Annotated in this window: 17 protein-coding genes; 13 read left to right on the top strand and 4 right to left on the bottom strand. The window is 72.6% G+C overall.

Annotation, left to right across the window (positions count from 1 at the left end; genetic code table 11):
* Positions 1 to 12: 12 nt before the first annotated feature.
* Positions 13 to 2,217, bottom strand: a complete 2,205-nt coding sequence (locus AB0J76_RS11220) for a WD40 repeat domain-containing serine/threonine protein kinase (protein WP_352318715.1) — start codon at positions 2,215 to 2,217, stop codon at positions 13 to 15.
* A 124-nt stretch (positions 2,218 to 2,341) separates the two neighbouring features.
* On the opposite strand from AB0J76_RS11220, the gene AB0J76_RS11215 reads away from it, so the two are divergent.
* The 5 genes from AB0J76_RS11215 to AB0J76_RS11195 are packed head-to-tail and all read left to right on the top strand — an operon-like array spanning position 2,342 to position 7,866.
* Complete coding sequence (locus AB0J76_RS11215; protein ID WP_352318716.1) at positions 2,342 to 3,847, top strand: succinic semialdehyde dehydrogenase; 1,506 nt, start codon at positions 2,342 to 2,344, stop codon at positions 3,845 to 3,847.
* Positions 3,844 to 5,502 (top strand): GMC family oxidoreductase, encoded by a 1,659-nt coding sequence (locus AB0J76_RS11210; RefSeq protein WP_352318718.1) that lies wholly within the window; start codon positions 3,844 to 3,846, stop codon positions 5,500 to 5,502. Before AB0J76_RS11215 ends, AB0J76_RS11210 begins: the two co-directional genes overlap by 4 nt.
* Positions 5,503 to 5,504: 2 nt before the next feature.
* Entirely contained in the window at positions 5,505 to 6,110 is a 606-nt protein-coding gene (locus AB0J76_RS11205) for a TetR/AcrR family transcriptional regulator (protein WP_352318720.1), read from the top strand.
* A gap of 5 nt (positions 6,111 to 6,115) precedes the next feature.
* Positions 6,116 to 6,856, top strand: a complete 741-nt coding sequence (locus tag AB0J76_RS11200) for an MBL fold metallo-hydrolase (RefSeq protein ID WP_352318722.1) — start codon at positions 6,116 to 6,118, stop codon at positions 6,854 to 6,856.
* 23 nt (positions 6,857 to 6,879) lie between these two features.
* On the top strand, positions 6,880 to 7,866 hold the full coding sequence (locus AB0J76_RS11195) for a pyridoxal-phosphate dependent enzyme (RefSeq protein ID WP_352318723.1): 987 nt from the start codon (positions 6,880 to 6,882) through the stop codon (positions 7,864 to 7,866).
* Here the strand turns inward: AB0J76_RS11195 and AB0J76_RS11190 are convergent.
* Complete coding sequence (locus AB0J76_RS11190) at positions 7,841 to 8,554, bottom strand: alpha/beta fold hydrolase (protein ID WP_352318725.1); 714 nt, start codon at positions 8,552 to 8,554, stop codon at positions 7,841 to 7,843. The two genes, AB0J76_RS11195 and AB0J76_RS11190, sit on opposite strands and share 26 nt — an antisense overlap.
* Before the next feature lie 50 nt (positions 8,555 to 8,604).
* Here AB0J76_RS11190 and AB0J76_RS11185 point away from each other — a divergent pair, with 50 nt between their 5' ends.
* The 4 genes from AB0J76_RS11185 (at position 8,605) to AB0J76_RS11170 (ending at position 13,387) form a co-directional block, all read left to right on the top strand.
* Positions 8,605 to 9,603, top strand: a complete 999-nt coding sequence (locus AB0J76_RS11185; protein ID WP_352318727.1) for a LacI family DNA-binding transcriptional regulator — start codon at positions 8,605 to 8,607, stop codon at positions 9,601 to 9,603.
* 117 nt (positions 9,604 to 9,720) lie between these two features.
* Positions 9,721 to 10,962, top strand: a complete 1,242-nt coding sequence (locus AB0J76_RS11180) for an MFS transporter (protein ID WP_352318729.1) — start codon at positions 9,721 to 9,723, stop codon at positions 10,960 to 10,962.
* 10 nt (positions 10,963 to 10,972) lie between these two features.
* Positions 10,973 to 12,463 (top strand): DUF885 family protein, encoded by a 1,491-nt coding sequence (locus AB0J76_RS11175; protein ID WP_352318731.1) that lies wholly within the window; start codon positions 10,973 to 10,975, stop codon positions 12,461 to 12,463.
* 39 nt (positions 12,464 to 12,502) lie between these two features.
* Positions 12,503 to 13,387, top strand: a complete 885-nt coding sequence (locus AB0J76_RS11170; protein ID WP_352318733.1) for an SDR family NAD(P)-dependent oxidoreductase — start codon at positions 12,503 to 12,505, stop codon at positions 13,385 to 13,387.
* Here the strand turns inward: AB0J76_RS11170 and AB0J76_RS11165 are convergent.
* Positions 13,332 to 14,285 carry a hypothetical protein gene (locus AB0J76_RS11165; RefSeq protein ID WP_352318734.1) on the bottom strand — a complete coding sequence of 318 codons (954 nt, stop codon included), beginning with the start codon at positions 14,283 to 14,285 and terminating at the stop codon, positions 13,332 to 13,334. The genes AB0J76_RS11170 and AB0J76_RS11165 overlap by 56 nt on opposite strands.
* 97 nt (positions 14,286 to 14,382) lie before the next feature.
* On the opposite strand from AB0J76_RS11165, the gene guaA reads away from it, so the two are divergent.
* From guaA to AB0J76_RS11145, 4 genes are all read left to right on the top strand, one after another.
* Positions 14,383 to 15,930, top strand: coding sequence for a glutamine-hydrolyzing GMP synthase (guaA, locus tag AB0J76_RS11160; RefSeq protein WP_352318736.1), 1,548 nt, complete (start codon positions 14,383 to 14,385; stop codon positions 15,928 to 15,930).
* Positions 15,931 to 16,218: 288 nt separating this feature from the next.
* Positions 16,219 to 17,397, top strand: a complete 1,179-nt coding sequence (locus AB0J76_RS11155; protein ID WP_352318738.1) for a fused response regulator/phosphatase — start codon at positions 16,219 to 16,221, stop codon at positions 17,395 to 17,397.
* Positions 17,394 to 19,016, top strand: a complete 1,623-nt coding sequence (locus AB0J76_RS11150) for a CHASE3 domain-containing protein (protein WP_352318740.1) — start codon at positions 17,394 to 17,396, stop codon at positions 19,014 to 19,016. The genes AB0J76_RS11155 and AB0J76_RS11150 overlap by 4 nt, the downstream gene beginning before the upstream one ends.
* Positions 19,013 to 19,477 (top strand): response regulator, encoded by a 465-nt coding sequence (locus AB0J76_RS11145; protein WP_352318742.1) that lies wholly within the window; start codon positions 19,013 to 19,015, stop codon positions 19,475 to 19,477. The genes AB0J76_RS11150 and AB0J76_RS11145 overlap by 4 nt, the downstream gene beginning before the upstream one ends.
* On the opposite strand, the gene AB0J76_RS11140 is transcribed toward AB0J76_RS11145, so the two are convergent.
* On the bottom strand, positions 19,474 to 21,009 hold the full coding sequence (locus tag AB0J76_RS11140) for a hypothetical protein (RefSeq protein WP_352318743.1): 1,536 nt from the start codon (positions 21,007 to 21,009) through the stop codon (positions 19,474 to 19,476). The genes AB0J76_RS11145 and AB0J76_RS11140 overlap by 4 nt on opposite strands.
* Between the last annotated feature and the right edge of the window lies 1 nt (position 21,010).

Below are 21,010 nucleotides of genomic sequence, written 5' to 3'. Positions count from 1 at the left end.
GGGCCGGATGGTTCAGGAGCCCTTGGCCGGGTTGGCGGTGAAGACCGGGCTGAAGTCGACGTCGCCGGGCACGTCGAGGATCTTGCGCAGCAGGGTGCCCTTGAGGTCGACGACCTGGATCTCGTCCTTGGTGTTGTTGTCCTGCTCCCAGCAGTAGAGGTGGGTGTCGTCGTACCAGCCGAGCACCTTGTCGCAGTCGGAGGTGAACTTGTGCGTGCGGTCGCCCGACTTGACGTCCCACACGCAGGTGTCGCCGTCGCTGCCGTTGGGGCAGTCGGACAGGAACGACTCGCCCGAGGGGGAGAAGACGTCCTGGGTGCCGGCGGGCAGCGTGCCGATCGAGCGCAGGTCGCGGGTGGCCTTGCCGTCGGCGTCGAAGAAGCGCAGGCTGCGGTTCTTCTCCGGGCCGAAGACGTTGATCACGCCGGTGCCCTCGCCGTCCCAGCCGAAGGCGGTCTTGCGGACGGCGGAGTCGTCCACCATGACGGTCTTCGCCTTCATCGTGGCGACGTCCACGATGACGAAGCCGGGGTAGGTCCAGGTGTCGCCGCTCTTCCGCTCGATGTTGAGCAGGATCTTGGAGCCGTCCTCGGACCAGCTGCGGATGCTGGCGATCAGCGGGCCGCGGACGGTCTTGATCGTGGTGCGCCCGCCCGTCTGGCGGTCGCTGACGATGATGTAGTCGTAGTTGTCGTCGGTGTACTTGCGGCCGCGGGTGGCCAGGTAGCGGCCGCCGGGGGAGACGTTCGACTCCCAGTTGCCGGCGTACTTGCGGAACGGGCCGCGCAGCGAGTCCCTGGCGTGGTCGATCCAGTCGTCCTTCTTCTTGTCGTAGATCTCGTAGGAGGTCAGGACGATGGCGTCGGAGGTGTTCTCGTAGAGGTCGATCGCGGCGCCGGGCAGCGTCTTGCGCGGCCCCTCCTCGGGGACGGCGACCGGCGCGACCGACGCCGTGACCGACGGCGTGGCGGGCGGCACGCTGCGCCCGGACGGCCGGCCGGACGCCGACGTCGTGACGCCGCCGTCGGCGGCCAGGGTCGTCCTGTTGTTGGCGATGAGCACGGCGAGCCCGGCCAGCACGAGTAACGCGACGCCCAGCGTGGCCCCGATGACCAGCGGCGCCCTGCTCTTCCCGGCCGGCCGCCGGGGGTGCACGCCCGGGTGGGTGGGCTGCGCGTACGGGCCGGGCGGGTGCCACTGCTGCTGCGGGTACGGCTGCGGGCCTCCCGGCACCGGCCCCGTCATCGGCCCGTGCGGAGGCCCTTGCGGAGGCCCTTGCGGAGGCCCTTGCGGCGGCCCCTGTGAAGGCCCCTGTGGAGGTCCCTGCGGCGGCGCGTGGGGCGCTCCCTGGGGCGGTCCCTGCGGGTGCTGCTGCGGCGGCGCCGTCATCGGGCCCACTACCGGCCCGGCCGGGACGGCCTCGGCGGCGGCCGCGGCGAGGATGGGCGAGTTCGCCGGCATTGGGTGCTGGAGCAGGCGCATGATCACCTGCTCGGCCGTCGGCCGCTGCGCCGGGTCCTTGGCCAGGCACGCGGCCACGACGTCACGCAGCGCGCCGTCGAGCACGCCGAGGTCGGGCTGCTGGTTGAGGACCCGGTTGATCACCGCCGGCATGGTGTCGCTGCCGAACGGCGCCCGTCCCGACGCCGCGTAGACCATCGCGCTGGCCCACGAGAACATGTCGGCCGCCGGCCCGGCGGTGTGGCCCATGATCTGCTCGGGCGGCATGTACGACGGCGTGCCCACGACCATGCTGCTGATCGTCGAGGTCGCGTTGAGCGCCCGCGCGATGCCGAAGTCGATCACCCGCGGGCCGTCCGCGCCCAGGATGACGTTGGCGGGCTTGAAGTCGCGGTGGACGATGCCGGCCTGGTGGATGGCGGCCAGCGCGGTCGCGGTGCCGATGGCCAGCCGGTGCAGCGTGGACCCGGTGCGCGGCCCCTCCTCCTGCACCACCCGCTGCAGCGAGGGGCCCTCGATGAACTCGCTGACGATGTAGGGCCGGTCCTGCTCGACGCCGGTGCCGAGGACGGCCGCGGTGCAGAACGGCGCCACCTGCTGGGCCACCTGGACCTCGCGCAGGAACCGCTCGACGCTCACGTCGTCGCCGGACAGGTCGGGGCGCAGCCACTTGACGGCGACGTGCGCGCCGGAATGATCTTTCGCGAGGTAGACGACGCCCTGGCCGCCCTCGCCAAGCCGGCCGAGGAGATCCATGCCGGCCAGACTCGCCGGATCTCCCGGGCGTAGCGGAGCGAACGATGGCATAAGAGGATTCTGACCCCACCCCGCGAATCCGCAAAAACTACCCGCCGGTAGCCAAGCGGAATATCCTTCGGGCATGCACGTCACGTCCAGCGGCAAGACCCGGGAGATCACCGCCCCCTTCACCGGCGAGCCGCTCGCCGAGCTGCCCATTTCCACGGCCGACGACGTACGCCTGGCCTACGAGCGAGCCAGGGCCGCCCAGGCCGAGTGGGCGGCCAGGCCCGCCGCGGCGCGGGCCAGACCGTTCCTGCTGCTGCACGACGCCATCCTCGACCGCAGGGACGAGATCCTCGACATCGTCCAGAACGAGACCGGCAAGGCCCGCAAGCACGCCTTCGAGGAGGTGCTCGACGTCGCCGGGTGCAGCCTCTACTACGCCCGGCGGGCCTCCGGGCTGCTCGCGCCGCGCACGCGCAAGGGCATCTTCCCCGGCGCCACCCGGGTGACCGAGCTGCGCCAGCCCAAGGGCGTGGTCGCGCTGATCTCCCCGTGGAACTACCCGCTCTCGCTCGGCGTCACCGACGCCGTGCCCGCGCTGCTGGCCGGCAACGCGCTGGTGCACAAGCCGGACACCCAGACGGCCATGTCCACGTTGTGGACCATCGACCTGCTGGCCGAGCTGGGCATGCCGCGCGAGATCTGGCAGGTCGTGCTGGGCGAGCCCGCCGAGATCGGCGACGCGCTGCTCGACGACGCCGACTACGTCGCGTTCACGGGGTCGACCAGGGGCGGCAGGAAGATCGCCGAGGAGGCGGCCAAGCGGCTCATCGGCTGCTCGCTGGAGCTCGGCGGCAAGAACCCGATGGTGGTGCTCGAAGACGCCGACGTGCCGCTCGCCGTCCAGGGGGCGATCCGGGCCTGCTTCACCAACGCCGGCCAGCTCTGCCTGTCCATCGAGCGGCTGTACGTGCACACGTCCGTGTTCGACGACTTCGCCGCGCGCCTGGTCAGGCAGGTCGGCAACCTCAAGCTCGGCGCGGGCCACGACTGGTCGGTCCAGATGGGCTCGCTCACCTCGCAACGCCAGCTCGACGCGGTCAGCGCCCACGTGGACGACGCCGTGGCCAAGGGCGCGACCGTGCTGACCGGCGGCCGGGCCAGGCCCGACCTCGGCCCGCTGTTCTACGAGCCGACCGTGCTCACCGGCGTGCGCGACGACATGGACCTGTGCCGCAACGAGACGTTCGGGCCGGTGGTCGCCCTCTACCCCTTCGACTCGGAGGAGGAGGCGATCGAGCTGGCCAACGACACCATCTACGGCCTGAACGCCTCCATCTGGACCACCGACCCGGCCCGCGGCCGCGCCCTGGCCGCCCGCGTCAAGGCCGGCACGGTCAACATCAACGAGGGGTACGGCTCGGCCTACGCCTCCTACGACGCGCCCATGGGCGGCATGAAGGCCTCGGGGCTCGGCCGCCGGCACGGCGCGGAGGGCCTGCTGCGCTACACCGAGTCCAAGACCGTGGCCTCGCAGGCGTCCTGGCTGGGCTTCGAGCCGCCCTTCGACCTGACGTACGAGACGTGGGCCGACGTCCTGGCCGGCACCCTCAAGGCGATGCGGAAGCTGCGGATCAAGTGACGTTCGACGTTCTGGTCATCGGGTCGGGGTTCGGCGGCAGCGTCTCGGCGCTGCGGCTGAGCGAGAAGGGGTACAAGGTCGGCGTGCTGGAGGCGGGCCGCCGGTTCGACGAGTCCACGCTGCCGGCCACCTCGTGGAAGCTGCGCGACTTCCTGTGGGCGCCCTGGCTCGGCATGAAGGGCATCCAGCGCATCCACGTGCTGCGCGGAGAGCGCGGCACCGGCGTGATGGTGCTGGCCGGAGCCGGGGTGGGCGGCGGGTCGCTGGTCTACGCCAACACCCTCTACGAGCCGCTCGACCCGTTCTTCCGCGACCCGCAGTGGGCCGGCATCACCGACTGGAAGGCGGAGCTGGCCCCCCACTACGACCAGGCCAGACGCATGCTCGGCGCGGTCACGAACCCCACCGTCACCCGCGCCGACGACGTCATGCGCCGGGTCGCCGAGAAGATGGGCGTGGGCGACACCTTCCACCTGGCCCCGGTCGGCGTCTACTTCGGCGAGGACGGCGTCGACCCGTACTTCGGCGGCGCGGGGCCGCGGCGGCGCGGCTGCATCGAGTGCGGGCAGTGCATGACCGGCTGCCGCCACGGCGCCAAGAACACGCTGGTCAAGAACTACCTCCACCTGGCCGAGCGGGCGGGCGCCCGGGTCTACGCCGAGTGCACGGTCACCTCGGTGCGCCCGCTGCCCTCCGGCGGCTACCGGGTCGTCGCCCGCCGGACGGGGTCGGCGCTGCGCCGCCGTTCGTTCACGGCCAAGCAGGTGATCTTCGCGGCCGGCACGTACGGCACCCAGCGCCTGCTGCACAAGCTGCGCGCCACCGGCGACCTGCCCCGCCTGTCGCCCAGGCTCGGCACGCTGACCAGGACCAACTCCGAGGCCCTGCTCGGCTTCGAGCGCACGTCGGCGGGCGGCGAGAAGCTCAACAAGGGCGTGGCCATCACCTCCTCCATCCACCCCGACGCCGAGACCCACATCGAGCCGGTGCGTTACGGCGACGGCTCCAACGCCATGGGCCTGCTGCGCACCCTGCTCGTGGACGGCGGCCAGCCGCGGTGGCCGGCGCTGTTCCGGGAGATCGCCGCGCGGCCCCTGGAGGCGCTGCGGCTGCTCGACCTGCGCCGCTGGTCGGAACGGACCGTCATCGCGCTGGTCATGCAGGCCAAGGACAACTCGATCACCATCCGGCGCACCCGCTGGGGCCTGCGGTCGGCCCGCGGCCACGGCGAGCCCAACCCGACCTGGATCCCGGCCGGGCACGAGGCCGTCCGGCACGCGGCGGCCGAGATCGGCGGGGTGCCCGGCGGCACCTGGCTCGACCTGTTCGACATCCCGACGACGGCCCACTTCCTCGGCGGCTGCGTGATCGGCGACTCGCCCGAGACCGGCGTGATCGACGCCTACCACCGCGTCTACGGCCACGAGGGGCTGCACGTAGTGGACGGCTCGGCGGTGTCGGCCAACCTCGGGGTGAACCCGTCGCTCACCATCACCGCGCAGGCCGAGCGGGCCATGTCCCTGTGGCCCAACGCCGGCGACCCCGATCCCAGGCCCGCCACGGGCTCGCCGTACGTCCGGCTGCCTCCGGTGGCGCCCCGCCGGCCCGCCGTGCCGGAGCGGGCTCCGGGGGCGCTCCGTCTGTATACACTGTAAACATGAGCGAGCGAGGGACGGCGGCCCGCATCGAGGCCGTGGCCCGGCAGATCCTGCTGGAGGAGGGCGCCGACGCCGTCAGCATGCGGCGGGTCGGCGAGGCCGTGGGCGTCACCGCCATGGCCATCTACCGGCACTTCCCCAACAGGGAGGCCCTGCTGCGCGCCGTCGCCGACGCCGCCGCCCGCGAGCTGGCCGAGGCGTGGACCCGCAGGCCCGGCACGGGCGACGTGGAGGAGCGCATGATGGCGGCGCTCGACGACTTCCTCGACTTCGCGCTCGGCAGCCCCCACCTGTACAACTTCCTGACCTCCGACGCCTGGGCGCGGGCCCGCCGTTTCCCCGACGACTTCCGCGACGGGGAGGGCCCACCGTTCAGCGTGGTGGTGGCGCTGGCCGAGGAGGGCATGCGCGCGGGCGTGCTGCGCGAGGACGACCCGCTGGAGACCGCGCTCGCGGTCACGTCGAGCACCCAGGGCCTGGTCCAGCAGTACCTGAGCGGCCGGATGAGCATGGCCGAGCCCGACTTCCGCGCCCTGTGCCACCGCACGGTGACCCGGGTGCTCAACGGCGTACGGAATAAACCTTCTGTCCCTCCGTGTCCTTGACGGACATGAAGATTCGTTACGCCGGTGGTCCGACCGCCGTCATCGAGCTGGGCGGCGTCCGGCTGCTGGTGGATCCCACCTTCGACGCGCCGGGCGACCACCCGGTCGGCGCCAGGGTGCTCAAGAAGACGGCCGGCCCCGCCTTCGGCCCCGACGAGGTGGGCCCGGTGGACGCCGTGCTGCTCTCGCACGACCAGCATCCCGACAACCTCGACGACGCCGGCCGCGCGTTCCTCGCCACGGCCCCGCTGGCGCTGTCCACCGCCTCGGCGGCCGAGCGCGTCGGCGAGCCGGTGCGCGCCCTGCCCAACTGGAGCGAGACCGAGGTCGGCCCGCTGCGGGTGACCGGCGTGCCCGCCCAGCACGGCCCCGACGGGACCGAGCACCTGACGGGCGAGGTCACCGGGTTCGTGCTCAGCGGCGAGGGCCTGCCCACCGTCTACGTGAGCGGCGACAACGCCTCGCTCGACGTCGTACGGGCCGTGGCCGCCAGGTTCCCGCGGATCGACGTGGCGCTGCTGTTCGCGGGCGGCGCGCGCACCCCCCTCGTGGCCGGCTTCCTGACGCTGACCAGCGAGGACGCCGTCACCGCCGCCGACATCCTGGGCGCGCGGCACGTCGTCCCGCTGCACTTCGAGCAGTGGGCGCACTTCACGCAGGGCAGGGACACGCTGGAGAAGGCGTTCGCGGGGCTCGGGGAGCGGTTCGTGCTGCTCGCCCCTGGCGAACAGGTGGAGCTTTCCTGAGCCCGTCCTGACATGGTGGTCCGGTGAGCTGGAGCACGCGCGCGCTCGACGCGCTCGACGCGCTGGCCGCCGGGCCGCCGACCAGGCTGATCGACTTCCCCGTCCGGGTCCCTGGCGTGCGCCTGCTGCTGAAGGACGAGTCCGGCCACCCCACGGGCAGCCTGCGGCACCGGCACGCCAGGGCGCTGTTCCGGCGGGCCGTGCTCGACGGCTCGATCACCGAGGGCACCACCGTGGTCGAGGCCGCCGGCGGCAACGCGGCGGTCGCGCAGGCGTGGTTCGCCCGGCGGCTCGGCCTGCCCTACGTCGTGATCATGCCGGGCGCGCCCGACCCGGCGCGGGCCCGCCCGGTCGAGGCGCTGGGCGGCGAGTGCAGGTTCGTGACGCCGCCCCTGGCCATCTACGACGCGGCCCAGGAGGCGGCCAGGGCGGTCGGGGGCCACTACCTCGACCAGTTCGGCCGGGCCACGCCGCACGACCTGGCCGAAGAGCTGTTCGCCCAGGTCCGTCCCGACTGGGTGGTGACCGGCGCCGCCACCGGCGCCACCTCGGCCACGCTCGGCGCCGCGGCCGGGGAGCACGGCTGCCGGGTGGCGGTCGCCGATCCCGACAACTCCGCCTACTTCCCGGGCTGGACCCTCGACGTGCCCGACTACGCCACCGGCATGCCCTCGCGGATCGAGGGCATCGGCCGTCCGCGCGTGGAGCCCGGGTTCCGGCCGGAGCTGGTCGATCTGGTGGTGCCGGTGCCCGACGCGGCCGGCGTGGCGGCGGCCAGGCACCTCAGGGAGGTCACCGGGCTGCCGGTGGGCGGCTCGTCCGGCACCGCGCTGTGGGCCGCGCTCGAACTGGCCGGGCGCATGCGGGCCAGGGGCGAGCGCGGCACGATCGTCTCGCTGGTGGGCGACGCGGCCGAGCGGCACCTGGCGACGTACCACGACGACGCCTGGGCCGCCGGCAAGGGCCTCGACGTCGCCGGCCGCCTCACCGAGCTGCGGCAGCGGGTCTGATCCAGCCTTCCAGCCCCGCCAGGAAGTCCTCGAACAGGTGGCGGTGGATCGTGTGCTCGGCCCCCGTGACCACGCGCACCTCGAATCCCTTGCCCCGCAACTCCTCCTGGAACGCCGGCGGCACCAGGAAACTCGGGTCGGCCACCTGCACCAGCGACGGCACGACGGGAGCGGGCGTGAAGTCCATGCCCGACGCCTCGACGAGCGACAGCGCCGACCCGCGGTCCCAGCGCGCGAGCATCTCGACCTCGACCGCCACCTCCTCGGCCGAGAAGCCGGGGTGCAGGGCGGCGATCAGCTCGCCGGTCTCGTCGGTGAAGCCGGCCATCGACTCCAGGGCGCCGCTCTCCAGCGTCGGCAGACGGAAGGCCGGATCGGAGTAGATCGCCCGTCCGGGCATGAGCCGTTCGACGGCGAGGCCGAGCGTGAGGCCGCCCAGGGAGTGCCCGATGGCCAGCTCGGGGCGCGCGGGCACCGACTCCGCCAGCGACGAGGCGAACAGCTCGGGCGGGTAGGCGTCGGCGCGAGGGCTCTCGCCGTGGCCGGGGAGATCGACGGCGATGACCCGGTAGCCGCGCGCGGCCAGCTCGGGGCCCACCCGCCACCAGCATCGCGAGTCGGCCATGATGCCGTGGACGAGGACGGCCACGCGGTCGCCCGAACCCCATTCACGAGTGTGCAGCTTCATGCGGCAGCCTCTCCTGATTATACGTATAAGCAGTTGATACCATCCACCCCGTGAACACGACAAGGGGGGACCGCCCGCCGACCAGCGTCGACGTGGCCAGAGCCGCGGGAGTCTCACAGGCCACGGTCTCCTACGTGCTCACCGACAACCCCCACGCCCGGGTGAGCGAGGAGACCCGCAGGCGGGTCCGCGACGCCGCCGCCCGGCTCGGCTACGTCCCCGACGCGGCCGCCCGCGCGCTGCGTACGGGCCGCAGCGACATCGTGCTCATGCCGCTGTCGCGGGCCAGGACGGGCCGGCTGGCGCAGCAGGTGTCCGAAGAGCTGGAGGAGGAGCTCAGGGCCCGCGGCTACACCCTCGTCCAGTACGGCGAGCGCACCCTCAGGGGCGTGGCGGCGGCCAGGAGCTGGCTCGCCCTGCGGCCCTCGGCCGTCCTCGTCGAGGCCGCGCGGCTGACCAGGCCCGCCGTGGACCTGCTGCACGCCTCGGGCGTCCGGGCCGTCGTCGGCCTGTCCGACCAGCCCTCGCCGCTGGTGCCGGCCATGGTGTTCGACCACCGGGCCCTCGGCGCCGTGGCCGCCCGCCACCTGGTCGCACGGGGGAGCAGGCGGCTGGCGGCCGTCGTGCCCCGGGAGGAGGGCATCGACGCCATGGGGCGGGCCCGGCTGGCGGGGGTGCGGGAGGTCGTCCCCGGGGCCGCGCGCATCGACCTGGCCTTCTCCGAGGAGGAGGCGGGCCGGATCGTCCGCGCGGGCGACCTGCCCGACGGCGTGTTCGCCTACAACGACGAGTACGCGATGCTGCTGATCAGCGCGTTGCAGGACGCCGGTCTGCGGGTCCCCGGCGACGTCGCCGTGGTCGGCGCCGACGACCTGCCGATCTGCACGCTCATGCGGCCCCGGCTGACCACCGTGCACTTCGACGCCACCGCGAGCCCGGCCGATCTGGCGGGCGAGATCGACGGGATCGTCCGCGGCGTGCGGCCGTCCGCGGCGGGCGAGGTCGTCGCCCGGTTCGAGCCCCGGCTGGTGGTCCGGTCCAGCGCCTGAGGCCGTCGTCGGGCGCGTAACGAGTTGGACGCGCGCCTTGTCAGCCCTTCCCGCGCGACCTACAGTCCAGAGCAATCGTCGGTGATACGTATCATCACTGCTCGGAAAGGTCCCCCCATGGCTGAAGTTCTGAGCGGCGCGCACCGGGACACCCGGCGCCTAGGGCCGCTCTACCTGACGCTTCCGCTGGCCAACGTCGCCGTCATGTTCCTGTGGCTGAGTGTGGGCGCGTTCGTCCTGCCCGTTCACGTGCAGCGCATCACCGGCGTCAACGACGTGGCCGCGCTCGGCCTGGCCAACTCGATCGGCCCGCTCATGGCCACCCTCGCCAACCCGGTCTTCGGTCAGATCTCCGACCGGACCAGGTCGCGCTTCGGCCGCCGTTCGCCGTGGATACTCGGCTGCGTCCTGCTCGGCGTGCTCGCCCTGTTCGCGCAGGCCAACGCGGGCAGCGTGCTCATGCTCGGCGTCAGCTGGGCGGCCGTGCAGACCATCATGAACGGCTACCAGGCCGCCATGACCGCGATCCTGCCCGACCGGGTCCCGCCGAGCCGGTACGGCACCTACTCCGGCCTGTTCGGGCTCGGCACGCCGCTGGCCACGATCGCGGCGGCGATCATGTTTATCGTGTTCCCGCAGCTGGCCGCCGGCGGGGCGTACTACGTGACGATGGCGCTGCTGCTGGTCGCGGCGGTGCTGGTCGTCGTCGCGACGCCGGACACGTCCTCGGCGGGGACGGCGCGCGAGCCGTTCGGGCTGGGCGCGTTCCTGGCCGGCTTCCTGCGGCCGCTGAAGACCCCGGACTTCGCCTGGGCCTTCGTGTCGCGTTTCGGCGTCATGCTCGGATATTTCGTCATCTTTACCTTCAACCTCTTCCTCCTTGAGGACTTCATCAAGATCCCCAGGGGCGAGGTGGTCGCCACGATGGGCCTGCTGATGCTCATCGGCCAGGCCGCCACGCTGCTCGCGGTGCTCGTGATCGGCCCGATCTCCGACCGCCTCGGCCGCTTCCGGCTGTTCGCGCTCGTCGCCGGGCTGTCCTCGGCGGTGTTCCTGGGCATCCCGCTGGCGATGCCGACGTTCGGGGGCATGATCGTCTACAACGTCGCGCACGGCATCGCGTTCGGCGTCTACCTGGCCGTGGACATGGCCCTGGTGACGAAGGTGCTGCCGGACCCCGCCGACGCGGGCAAGGACATGGGCGTCATCAACATCGCCAACGCCGGGCCGCAGATCCTGGCGCCCGCCCTCGCCGCCGTCGTGGTGGGGACGGGCGGCTACTCGGCGCTGTTCGTCGTGGGCATCGTGATCTCGCTGGTCGGCTCCGTCGGGGTCCTCAGGATCAGGGGTGTGCGCTAGCGTCGGCGGCATGACGGAACTTGACCCCAGATTGCGTGCGATCACCGATTTGATGGTGTCCGAGGCGCGCGAAGGGGGCGGCAGGCACGAGTACGACGGCCAGATCCAGGACCTGTCGCCCGAGGGCGTGCGGGACGGCCTGACGCGCCTCGGCAAGGGCGACGCGCCGGCCGACCCGCACGACGCCGAGCACCTGGAGATCTTCGAGGAGGCCATGCGCACCCAGTTCGGCGAGCTGGAGCTGCACCGCAAGAACCCCCTGATCCACCTGTCCAACCTCGACCTGGCCTGCTACGACCGCGATTACGGCCCCGAGGCCGAGCGCGCCGCCGCCAGGGCGGCCCACCTCGCGCAGTGGCCGGCCGCCGTGGACGCCGCGATCGCTTCGCTGGACCAGGTCGCGGCCCCGGTCGCCGCGTCCCTGCTGGGCGCGGTCAAGGGCCTGGCCGCGGGCATCACCGACGAGGCCGCGATCGAGGCCCACGGCAGGCTCGTGGCGCACGTGTCGCGCGCCGCCGCCGAGGGCGACCCCGACGCCGCGCTCGGCGGCGCGGCCCTGGTCAAGCTCATGAGCAGCGCCGAGGGCCTGCCGGTCGACCTGGGCAGGCTGGCCGAGCGCGCCGACGCCGAACGCGACCGGCTCATGGGCCTGCTGGCCGAGTCCTGCGCCAGGCTCGGACGTACCGAGCGGCCCCTCGACGTCGTGCGCGAGCTGGTCAAGGACCACCCCGACGCCGACGGCGTGATCGAGGCGGCCAGGATCGGCACCGAACGGGCCATCGCCTTCACCCGCGAGAAGGACCTCGTGCCCTACCACGACGGCGAGTGCCTGGTCGGGCTGGCGCCGGAGTCGCGCCGCTGGGCCATGGCCATGATGGCGTGGAACTCGCCGGGCGAGCCCGAGGGGCCGTCCTGGTACCACATCACGCCGCCGGACGCGTCCTGGAGCGAGCAGGACCAGGAGGAGTGGCTGGAGGTCTTCAGCGCCACCACGCTGCCCGCGATCAACGTGCACGAGGTGGCCCCCGGCCACTTCTCGCACAGCCGCGCGCTCCGCCGGGCCCCCTCCGACGTGCGGCGGCTGCTGCAGTCGATGGCCTTCGTCGAGGGCTGGGCCCACTACGCCGAGGAGCTGTGCGTCGAGGAGGGCTACGCGCCCGACGACCCGCGCTTCGAGATCGGCGTCTGGGTGGAGGCGCTGATCCGGGTCACCCGGCTGGCCTGCGCGATCGGCGTGCACACCGGTCAGATGACGGTCGAGGAGGGCGCGCGGCGCTTCGAGTCCGACACCCACCTGGCCGGTCCGGCCGCGCTGTCGGAGGCCCGCCGCGCCTCCTTCGACCCGACGTACGGCCGCTACACCTGGGGCAAGCTGCTCATCCTCGACCTGCGCGAGCAGGCGCGCACGCAGTGGGGGTCGGGCTTCACGCTCCAGCGCTTCCACAAGGCGCTGTTCGACCTCGGCTCGCCGCCCCTGGGCCTGATCGGCGCGATCCTGTAGCGTCGGGGTAGCCGAGCGAGCGCTAGGGAGGTTCAGGCGGTGCGTGAACTGTCCGGCAGGGTCGCGGTGGTGACGGGCGCGGCCAGCGGCATCGGCAGGGCCCTGGCCGTCCGGTTCGCCGCCGAGGGCATGGCGTTGATGCTGGCCGACGTCGATCCCGGCGGGCTGGCCGAGACGGCCGCGCTCGCGCGGAAGGCGTCCGCCGGGCCGGGTGAGGTGCTCACGCAGGTCACCGACGTCTCGGACGCGGCGGCCGTGCAGCACCTGGCCGACCGGAGCTTCGGCGAGCTGGGCGCGGTGCACGTGCTGTGCAACAACGCCGGCGTCTATCAGGGCGGCCGCCTGTGGACCAGGACCGCCGAGGACTTCGCCTGGCTGCTCGGCGTGAACCTGTGGGGCGTGCTGCACGGCGTGCGCGCGTTCGTGCCGCGCATGATGGCACAGGACACCGAGGGGCACGTCGTCAACACCGTGTCCGTGGCCGGGCTGCTCGCCGCGCCCGGCGCGGGCGGTTACGCGCTCACCAAGTACGCCGCGCTGGCCGCCTCGCAGTCGCTGGCCCAGGACCTCGCCGCCGTGGGCTCCAAGCTGCGCGTGACCGCGCTGTGCCCCGGCGCGGTCAGGACGCGGATCGACGACTCGGCCCGGTCCCGCCCGGCCGGCCTGGTCACCACCCCGACGGACGACGAACGGGCCGCCCGCGAGGCCGTCGGGGCGGCCATGGCGCGCGGCGTCGAGCCCGCCGAGATCGCCGCCCTGGTCGTGCGGGCCATCCACGAGGAACGGTTCCTCGTGCTGACCCACCCCGAGTTCGCCGACCGGCTGCGCAGGCAGACCGAGCTGCTGCTGGCCGGCGAACTGCCCGGCGCTACCAGCGGCGCTCGTGGGCCAGCACGCTCACCACGCTCCCGCGCCGCGGATTGACCAGCAGCCGGACGAAGTCGCCCGGCAGCACGTCCTGGTAGACGCGCTCCTTGGCCCGGTACGCCGGCGCCCGCTCCGACGTGCCGTCGTGCACCGCCAGGTAACAGGTGCGCGAGGAGGTCAGGTCCTCGCCGTGCTCGGTCACGATCCAGCGCTTGACCACCCGCCCCTCGACCTCCTGCCGTTTGGGCGCGCCGCCGTCGCGCGCGGCGGGCTCGACCAGGACGCCGCGCCACCCGTCGCCGGTGAAGATCCACTCCTGCCGCGGGTCCACCGGAGCCGGCTCGGGCCCGGCCACCTCGCGGCCGAGCGGCGTCAGCACGAACCCGCGCCCGCCCAGCAGCAGCGCGGCCCCGGCCACGAACGCCCCCGCCGTGGCGATCCAGCCGGGCCACGACACGCCCGCCTGCGAGATGGTGACGTACCAGGGCACGGCCAGCCCGGCGGCCAGCAGCAGCGGCACGAGCATGCTCTGCCAGCGCCGCCGCGCCAGCCCCAGGTCGATGGCGCTCTGCCGGACCAGGGGCACGAACTCGGCGTCGAGGTCGCCGCTGTCCGGCATCAGGGCGACGACCGGCGCCTGCGGCGCTCCGCCCATCCGCGCCGCCACCCGGTCGAGCACCCATCGCTCGTACGGCCACACCTGCCCCTCGCCGGTCGCGGAGAGGGTGAGCCGGTCGTCCCGGATCGTCAGGAACCCGCGTCTGGCCAGCTCGAAGACCGTGGCGTGGAAGACCTCGCCGGCCCGCAGCCCGCGTAAGAGCTCGACGACGGCGGGCGGCGCCGGGGGAGCAGGGGCCGCCGGGGGCGCGGCGGCCCGGCGCGTCGTCAACCCGAACGCGGCGGCCAGCGCGGCGAACCACAGGGCCCACGCCGAGGCCGGCCAGACAAGATCCACCGTTCTGTGTTAGCACGAGTGACGGTGTGAGGCCAGGCGTAATACCCGAGGCCGATACAATGAAGGCACCGCATTTCGCCTTTGGGGGGTTCTCACGGTGTCTGAATTCGACACAGTGCTGGTGGTCGACTTCGGCGCACAGTACGCGCAGCTCATCGCCAGGCGGGTGCGCGAGTGCCACGTCTACTCCGAGATCGTGCCGTCGTCGATGTCCGTCGAGGAGATGATGGCCAAGAAGCCGAAGGCGATCATCCTGTCCGGCGGCCCGTCGTCGGTCTACGCCGAGGGCGCGCCGCCCGTGCCGCACGGCCTGTTCTCGACCGGCGTGCCCACGTTCGGCATCTGTTACGGCTTCCAGGCCATGGCCCAGGCGCTGGGCGGCGAGGTCGCCCGCACGGGCGTCGCCGAATACGGCGGCACCGCGCTGGAGGTGCTAAACGAGGGCGTCATCTTCCAGGGGCTGCCCGCCGCGCAGACCGTCTGGATGTCCCACGGCGACAGCGTGGCCGCGGCCCCCGAGGGCTTCGCGGTCACCGCCTCCACGAGCGAGACGCCGGTCGCCGCCTTCGAGCACCCCGAGCGCGGCCTGTACGGCGTGCAGTTCCACCCCGAGGTGCTCCACTCCGAGCACGGTCAGGCCGTGCTCAAGCACTTCCTCGACGCGGCCGGCTGCCGTCCGTCGTGGACCATGCTCAACATCGTCGAGGACTCCGTCGAGGCCGTGCGCCGGCAGGTCGGCGACGGCCGGGCCATCTGCGCGCTGTCGGGCGGCGTCGACTCCGCGGTGGCCGCGGCGATCGTCCAGCGGGCCATCGGCGACCGGCTGACCTGCGTCTTCGTCGACCACGGGCTGCTGCGCAAGGGCGAGGCCGAGCAGGTCGAGCGCGACTTCGTGGCCGTCACGGGCGTCAAGCTGCGCGTCGTCGACGCCGCCGACCGCTTCCTGAAGGCGCTGGAGGGCGTCACCGACCCGGAGGAGAAGCGGAAGATCATCGGCCGCGAGTTCATCCGCGTCTTCGAGGACGAGCAGCGCGCCATCATGGCCGACGGCCCGGTCGACTTCCTGGTCCAGGGCACCCTCTACCCCGACGTCGTCGAGTCCGGCGGCGGCACGGGCACCGCCAACATCAAGTCCCACCACAACGTCGGCGGCCTGCCGGAAGACCTCCAGTTCAAGCTGGTCGAGCCGCTGCGCGCGCTGTTCAAGGACGAGGTCCGCAGGGCCGGCGAAGAGCTCGGCCTGCCGCCCGCCATGGTCTGGCGGCAGCCGTTCCCGGGCCCCGGCCTCGGCATCCGCATCGTCGGCGAAGTCACCCGCGACCGCCTGGCGCTGCTGCGCGAGGCCGACGCCATCGCCCGCGAAGAGCTCTCCCGCGCCGGCCTCGACCGGCAGATCTGGCAGTGCCCGGTGGTGCTGCTGGCCGACGTGCGCTCGGTGGGCGTGCAGGGCGACGGCCGCACCTACGGCCACCCGGTCGTGCTCCGGCCGGTGACGTCCGAGGACGCGATGACGGCCGACTGGGCCCGGGTGCCCTACGACGTCCTGTCGCGCATCTCCACTCGCATCACCAACGAGGTGCGCGAGGTCAACCGGGTGGTGGTCGACGTCACGAGCAAGCCCCCGGGCACCATCGAGTGGGAATAGCGCCGTGTGCGAACGGCCCGGACCGGTTGACGGTTCCGGGCCGTTCGCATGTCCGGCCATGAGCGGTTAAGGCAGGTCAGGGCGTTGGTTATGGTGGAAGGAGGTCGATTCGCCAGACCCCCTCGACCCCGGCCCGTTACGATTGCTCAGCTCGTGGACGCATACCGCAAAGTTTCTTGGGAAAAGTGTGTGCGTTTGGGCCACTTCTTGGCCGTAGTGGGCAGTGGGGCACCTGAGGCGTCGATTCGTTAGAGCTCGGTGCCGGTGACGAAGGGTGCAATTGCCAACATGGCCCATGCGAGTGAGGATGTCCGGCAGCCGTTGGTGTTGCTCGTGGAGGACGATCCGCAGGATGCGCTGATCGTCCAGGAGCTGCTGGAGGACAGCGGCCTTGCCGTCCGGCTGGAGTGGGCGCGTTCGGTGGACGAGGCCCGCAGGGCGCTGGCCCGCCTGCGTCCCCAGTGCGTGCTGCTCGACCTCGGCCTGCCCGACGCCTACGAGTTCTCCGCGCTGTCGTCGGTGCTGGAGGAGGCCGGGGACGCCGCGGTCGTCGTGCTGACCGGCCTGGCCGAGGAGAGCGCGGGCCTCGCCGCGGTGACCGCCGGAGCCCAGGACTACCTGGTCAAAGGCCGGGTCGAGGCCGAATGGCTGGGCCGCACGCTGCGCTACGCCATGCAGCGCAAGCAGGCCGAGCAGGCGGCCGTGGCGCTGCACACCGCACGTGTGCGCGCCAAGGAGAACGCCCGCCTGGAGCGCGGCCTGCTGCCGACGCCGCTGCTGCAGGAGATGCCCCTGGAGGTCGCCTCCCGCTACCGGGCCAGCCGCGGCTCGGCCACGCTCGGCGGCGACTTCTTCGACGTGGTCGAGACCGACGACAAGGTCGTGCACGCGGTGATCGGCGACGTCTGCGGCCACGGGCCCGACGAGGCGGCGCTCGGCGTCTGCCTGCGCATCGCCTGGCGGGCGCTGGTGCTCAACGGCATGACCGGCGTCCCGCTGCTGCGCCAGCTCGAACGTATCCTGCGGGCCGAGCGGGCCGGCTCGGAGGTCTTCGTCACGATGTCCACGGTCGTCCTGGAGCCCGACCGGCACACGATGCGCGTCTGGCGCGCCGGGCATCCCGGCCTGCTGGTGCACACGGCCGACTCGGTGGTCCTCGCCGACCCGCGGCAGGGGCCCGCGCTCGGCCTGCCCATCGAGGCCGACTGGGAGGAGGACCTGCTGGAGCTGCCCGAGGGCGGCGGCGTGACGCTCTACACCGACGGCCTCTTCGAGCGCCGGCTGCCGGGCGACCCGCCGCGGTGGCTGGGCGAGGAGGGCCTGCTGGAGCTGTCCTCCCGCTGGACGGGCCTGGGCAGCGAGGAACTGCTCGACGCGATCCTCGCCGACGTCGAGGCGGCCGCCGTCCACGACGCGGCGGCCGACGACGTCGCCGTCGTGCACCTGCGCTGGAAAGACGAATCGTGAGCGAACAGGCGTCCGTGCTGGAGAGGCAGTCCGTGCAGAAGGTTTCCCGTACGCGTGGCGGCGAGCAGGGCTGGCGGCGGCTGACCGTCCACGGCTGGTTCGTGCTGATGATCGCGGCTGTTTCGGTCCTGGTGGTCACCTGCGTCGTGGTCGCCACCGTGATGCTCGACCGCACCGCGCGGCTGTCCGACCAGGTCATCCTGCGCATCTCGCCGGCCAGGATCGAAGCCGCCCAGTTGCGCAGCACGCTGATCGACCAGGAGACCGGCGTACGCGGCTTCCTGCTGACCGGCAACGAGGACTTCCTCCAGCCGTACACGGCGGGCGTGGCGGCCGAGCTGCGCAGCCGCGAACGCATCGCCACGCTCATCGGCGACCGTCCGGAGCTGGTCGGCGAGCTGAACGCGGTCAGGGACGCGGCGGCCACCTGGCGGCGCGACTACGCCGAGCCGCTCACCGCCGACAAGCGGGCCGACGGGGTCATCTCCGCCGCCCGCATCGAGGACGGCAAACACGCCTTCGACCAGATCAGGGCGCTGCTCGACCGGCAGGACGACCGGCTGGCCGACGCCCGGCAGCGCGCCCAGGACGAGCTGCGACAGGTCGAGCAGGTCCGGAACATCGCCTTCCTCGTCATGCTGATCCTGTTCCTGGCGGCCGGCGTCGCGATGGCGGTGCTGCTGCGGCGGGCGGTCGGACGGCCGCTCGACGAGCTGCGCGAGGCCGCCCGTGACATCGCCGCCGGCGACTTCGACCGGGCCATCCCCGCCAGCGGGCCGGCCGACATCCGCGAGGTCGCCCGGGACGTGGAGTCGATGCGCACGAAGATCGTCTTCGCCCTCGAGGAGTTCCGCAAGCAGCACGTCGTGCTGCGCGAGCAGGCGGCCGGCCTCGACGCCCAGGCCGAGGAGCTGCGGCGGTCGAACGCCGAGCTGGAGCAGTTCGCCTACGTCGCCTCGCACGACCTCCAGGAGCCGCTGCGCAAGATCGCCACGTTCTGCCAGCTCCTCCAGAAGCGCTACGGCGACGTGCTCGACGAGCGCGGCGTCCAGTACATCCACTTCGCCGTGGACGGCGCCACCCGCATGCAGGTCCTGATCAACGACCTGCTCACCTTCTCCCGCGTCGGCCGCCTGTACGACGACCGCAAGCCGGTCGACCTGGCGGAGTCGCTCGACAAGGCGCTGGTGGACCTGTCGGCGGTGATCGAGGAGACCGGCGCCGAGATCGAGCGGCCCGACCCGCTGCCCAACGTGATCGGCGACCCCACCATGCTCGGCATGCTCTGGCAGAACCTCGTCGGCAACGCGCTGAAGTTCCGCGCCCCCGACCGCGCCCCCCGCATCCGGATCACCTGCGAGCAGCGGGAGAACGAGTGGCTGTTCTCGGTCACCGACAACGGCATCGGCGTGGAGGCCGAGTTCGCCGATAAGATCTTCATCATCTTCCAGCGCCTGCACAGCCGGGAGGCCTACAGCGGCACCGGCATCGGCCTGGCGATGTGCAAGAAGATCGTGGAGAACCACGGCGGTACGATCTGGCTCGACACCGGCCACACCGAGGGAGCCCGGATCAGCTTCACCCTGCCCGCCGTCACCGACGAAGGAGCAACCGCATGACCGTCCAGCCCATCGAAGTGCTCCTGGTCGAGGACGATCCCGGTGACGAGCTCATCACCCGCGAGGCGTTCGAGGACAACAAGATCCGCAACAACCTCCACGTCGTGCGCGACGGCCTGGAGGCGCTCGACTTCATCTACCAGCGCGGGGCGCACGTGGGTGCGCCGCGGCCCGACCTCGTCCTGCTCGACCTCAACCTGCCCAAGTACGACGGGCGGCAGGTGCTGGAGAAGATCAAGGGCGATCCGGAGCTGCGGGCGATCCCGGTCGTCGTCCTGACCACCTCCTCGGCCGAGGAGGACATCCTGCGCAGCTACAAGCTGTTCGCCAACGCGTACGTGACCAAGCCGGTCGACCTTGAGCAGTTCATGGCCGTCATCCGGCAGATCGACGAGTTCTTCGTCACCGTGGTGCGGCTGCCGGGCCGTACCCGGCTGCCCGACGGCCAGGGCCTGGCCTAGTCGGCCTGGTCGTCCGTCCCGGTCGCCTGGCCTGGTCGTTCGGCCTGGTCGTCCGGCCCGGTCTCGGCGGCGGGCTTGGTCCCGGCGGCGGGCGGGGCCGGCCGGCGCAGTGCGCGCCGCGCCGACCGGGCCGCGGCGAGCAGCAGCCGCCCGGCGCTCGCCAGGAGCAGCGGCACCAGCAGCAGCCCGACGAAGATCGGCGCGGCCATGTACCGGAAGTCCTGGGCCGAGATGTTGGCCAGCACGGCGAGCTGCTGCCCGGCCACGACCGCCGCCACCCCGACCACGTAGCGGTTGCGCAGGGCCAGCGCCCCCAGCGCCACCGCCGCGTACGACAGGTAGGCCCACGAGGCCCCCCGCCACAACACCCAGTCCCACTGCGGGAGCAACGCCCCCGTCAGCCAGGGCTCGGCCACCTGGTTCAGCTCGGCCGACAACGGGCGGAGCGAGAACACCCCCCGCCCGGCGAAGTCCGGCACCTTGCCGGGCCCCACGTAGGTGTCGGCGGTGGGCCGCCGCGAGAACCGGTAGGTCATCCCGCCCACCACGTACGGGTCCTGGACCGGGCTCCACGCGATCGCACCCCGGCACAGGCGGGTGCCGACGATCATCCCGGGATCGTCGGCCAGCAGCCGTTCCCACAGGCCGAGCAGCTCGCCCGCGTGCGCGTCGGCGGCCGGCCAGCTGAAGTCGCGGCGCCAGATCAGCAGGTTGACCGTGGCGCAGGTGCCGCCCTCCCACCACCTGCTGAGCGGCGCGACCGAGGCCATCAGCGCCTTGTCCCGCTCGGTGAACAGCTCAGGACGCTCCCTGAACGCCACCGCCACGTCGGCGAAGGCCGTGTGGTAGACGTACGTGCTGGACGGCGGCGTGATGCCGAACCGCGGGAACAGCAGGTTCGTGAGCAGCAGCGGCACGGCGGCGGCCACCGTGCCGACGAGCGCGAGCCGTACCCGCCGCGTGGCGACGACCACCAGCAGGACGACGACGGCGATGCCCACCACCAGGAAGCCGTTCGCGCGGAACAGCCCGAGCAGCGTCATGAGCACGCCGAGCCCGGCCAGGGAGACCCGCCGGCGCGCGGCCATGCGCGCGCAGACCCCCGCGATCATGATCGCGCAGATCGTGAACGGCACGTCCTTCCACAACGTGACCGTGAACGCCCCCACGGTCGGCGTCAGGGGAGCCAGCACCGCCACCAGCGTCGTGGCCCACCGCGGCGCGCCCAGCGCCCCGAGCGACCGCGCCAGGTACGTCAGCGCCCCGGCCATCGCCGTGGTCTGCGCGAACGTGACCGCCCCGAGGTCACCCGTCCTGGTGAAGCTCAGCCACAACAGCGCGTCGTAGGCCACCGAATGATCGCTCACCCAGGGCCCGACGATCGTGTGGCTGAGATAGAGCACCGAGTCGCGGCTGAACAGCCCGGGGTAGAAGGCCGCCCACCAGCAGGCGAGCACCGCCTGAATGATCAGGAAGGTGACGAGGGCGGCCCACGGCCTGGGACGTGCGGCGGCGGGGCTGACACTCTCCATG

Origin of the sequence: Nonomuraea sp. NPDC049624 (assembly GCF_040675255.1) — a bacterium.
Lineage (GTDB): Bacteria > Actinomycetota > Actinomycetes > Streptosporangiales > Streptosporangiaceae > Nonomuraea.
The sequence above is the reverse complement of the archived record's forward strand: the minus strand, read 5'-3'. Positions and strand labels throughout refer to the sequence as shown.

What these genes read in the sequence shown, in the direction of transcription:
- AB0J76_RS11220 (WP_352318715.1), bottom strand. Translation starts at nt 2,217, where the DNA reads ATGGATCTCCTCGGCCGGCTTGGCGAGGGCGGCCAGGGCGTCGTCTAC.
- AB0J76_RS11215 (WP_352318716.1), top strand. Translation starts at nt 2,342, where the DNA reads ATGCACGTCACGTCCAGCGGCAAGACCCGGGAGATCACCGCCCCCTTC.
- AB0J76_RS11205 (WP_352318720.1), top strand. Translation starts at nt 5,505, where the DNA reads ATGAGCGAGCGAGGGACGGCGGCCCGCATCGAGGCCGTGGCCCGGCAG.
- AB0J76_RS11200 (WP_352318722.1), top strand. Translation starts at nt 6,116, where the DNA reads ATGAAGATTCGTTACGCCGGTGGTCCGACCGCCGTCATCGAGCTGGGC.
- AB0J76_RS11190 (WP_352318725.1), bottom strand. Translation starts at nt 8,554, where the DNA reads ATGAAGCTGCACACTCGTGAATGGGGTTCGGGCGACCGCGTGGCCGTC.
- AB0J76_RS11180 (WP_352318729.1), top strand. Translation starts at nt 9,721, where the DNA reads ATGGCTGAAGTTCTGAGCGGCGCGCACCGGGACACCCGGCGCCTAGGG.
- AB0J76_RS11175 (WP_352318731.1), top strand. Translation starts at nt 10,973, where the DNA reads ATGACGGAACTTGACCCCAGATTGCGTGCGATCACCGATTTGATGGTG.
- AB0J76_RS11155 (WP_352318738.1), top strand. Translation starts at nt 16,219, where the DNA reads ATGGCCCATGCGAGTGAGGATGTCCGGCAGCCGTTGGTGTTGCTCGTG.
- AB0J76_RS11145 (WP_352318742.1), top strand. Translation starts at nt 19,013, where the DNA reads ATGACCGTCCAGCCCATCGAAGTGCTCCTGGTCGAGGACGATCCCGGT.
- AB0J76_RS11140 (WP_352318743.1), bottom strand. Translation starts at nt 21,009, where the DNA reads ATGGAGAGTGTCAGCCCCGCCGCCGCACGTCCCAGGCCGTGGGCCGCC.